This is a genomic window from Acinetobacter sp. YH12236 (genome assembly GCF_013417645.1).
Taxonomy (GTDB): domain Bacteria; phylum Pseudomonadota; class Gammaproteobacteria; order Pseudomonadales; family Moraxellaceae; genus Acinetobacter.
Genome location: NZ_VPDM01000072.1, coordinates 1 through 2,016, shown reverse-complemented (window position 1 = coordinate 2,016; position 2,016 = coordinate 1). Strand labels below are relative to the sequence as shown.

The window sequence follows — 2,016 nt, the reverse complement described above, 5'->3', positions numbered from 1 at the left end:
ATCGTTCGGTAAATAACTTCATGGTGAATATCATGGCTGCTGTAGTGGCTTATTGTTTGAACCCCAATAAGCCAACTTTCCAAAATATGCTAAAAGGTTAAGTGGATTTCATCGAACTCAGGTTAACTACACCTGCTTGGTACTTAGCTCGTGAATCTTCTAAACATCGTAAAGTGGCATATAAAGCCAGAATGTTGGGAACTGAACTCGCTTCTTTCCCACTTTATGCCCGTGAATTTAAAGATGAGGATCGTTTAGAACTTCGGAAACATTTAGCAGATCGTTTCTTTGGACAGGAACTTTATAACGATTCGAAAGCTGATTCAAATTCTGATAATTCGTTGGAACAAGTCAAATTACTGACAGAGGCAAATAAAGTTTTAGCTGAATCTTTTAAAATGAAGAAATCGGTTGAGAACAGTTAAAGTTCAAAATACTTTAAATCCGATCTCTGCTAAAATTATTCTTCTCTATTTTAGATAAAGTTCGGTCTGCTATTAATGGGCAGACTGGCAATAACAACTCCCATGCAAAACGCCCAAACCCACAAACTGACCCGTGCCACACTGATGTTTCCTCTGGCACTGGTGCTGTTTGAATTCTCCGTCTATATCTGTAATGACCTGATCCAGCCGGCCATGTTGGCCATTACCCGTGATTTTGGCGTAAGCAGTTCCTGGGCACCATCTTCTATGTCCTTTTTCCTGTTAGGTGGGGCATTTGTTGCCGCAATTTTAGGACCCTTATCAGACCGATTAGGCCGTAAAAAAGTCCTGCTCGGTGGCGTAGCTTTTTTTGTAATCTGCTGTCTGGCGATTTTACTCACACCGAATATTCAAAGCTTTCTGTTCCTGCGCTTTTTACAAGGTTTTGGCTTGTCCTTTATTGCTGCTGTGGGTTATGCCGCGATTCAGGAAAGTTTTGAAGAACGCGATGCCATTAAAGTGATGGCACTTATGGCCAATGTCTCCTTGCTGGCACCCCTTTTAGGGCCAGTGGTCGGTGCCTTTATGATTGACCATGTCTCATGGCACTGGGGTTTTATCGGCATTGCCTGTCTGGCATTTCTGAGCTGGTTTGGACTGAAAGCGAAAATGCCAAATCCCAATATCAGTATTCCCAAACAGCCACTCAGCTATATTATCGATGACTTTAAACAGGTCCTGAAAAATAAGCGTTTTGTGATTATGACCATGGCATTGCCACTGGTGAGCTTGCCATTGATGCTATGGATTGCCTTATCTCCCGTGATTCTGGTTGAAGAATTAGGCTTGAGTAGCATGCAATATGGCTTGGCTCAGTTTCCGGTATTGGGTGGCCTGATTCTGGGCAATATCATTCTACTGAAAATTATCGACAAGATGCCGCTCGGTAAGACAGTGATATTGGGTGTGCCATTGATGCTGTTTGGAACCATTTTGCTTTTAGTGGGAATGCTGATTCCGGATTATTTTCTGCATTGCCTGATTATCGGTACCACTTGCATCAGTCTGGGTGAAGGGATCAGCTTCTCGGTATTGTACCGGTTTGCGCTGATGTCATCTGAAGTGTCTAAAGGCACGGTTGCGGCAACAGTATCCATCTTGATGATGCTGAGTTTCTTTATCGTGATTGAAGTGGTCAGAATTGCTTATGAAGCTTTTGATCTTTGGGCTTATTGCGGTGCCTCGTTTATTTTAATTGCGCTGTGGTTTAGCTTGCCACGTATGCAGCTGAAACAGGTGATGCAAGAAAGGAAAGGGCGAGGGGAGTTTTAAAGAAGCTCCGCCCTTTTAAATGTTTAATCGAATGAAGCTATTTACTTTATGTGCCTCAAATAAAAGTATTGAATGTTCTCTCTCCCTATGGGAGAGAGTTAGAGAGAGGGAAATATTAATAAAATAACCTCACCCTTGCGCAGCAGTGCTGCTTGTATCTTGATTGATATAGTGATTAGCTACCACTATACGCAAATTGTAGAGTTTGGAGTGCTGCTAAAATCTTAAATTTGAACCTGAGATAAAACCTACAATTTGC

General features: G+C 42.2%; 2 protein-coding genes and 1 pseudogene. All 3 read left to right on the top strand.

The window, feature by feature from the left end; all coding sequences use genetic code 11:
* Positions 1-101, top strand: a pseudogene (locus tag FTV14_RS15840) (IS982 family transposase); the annotation flags it as partial.
* The gene (locus FTV14_RS15835) at positions 102-425 is read left to right on the top strand and encodes a hypothetical protein (RefSeq protein ID WP_180054164.1); all 324 of its coding nucleotides are present in this window, start codon (positions 102-104) and stop codon (positions 423-425) included.
* Between the two features lie 102 nt (positions 426-527).
* Entirely contained in the window at positions 528-1,757 is a 1,230-nt protein-coding gene (locus FTV14_RS15830; RefSeq protein WP_180054162.1) for an MFS transporter, read from the top strand.
* Positions 1,758-2,016: the final 259 nt, after the last annotated feature.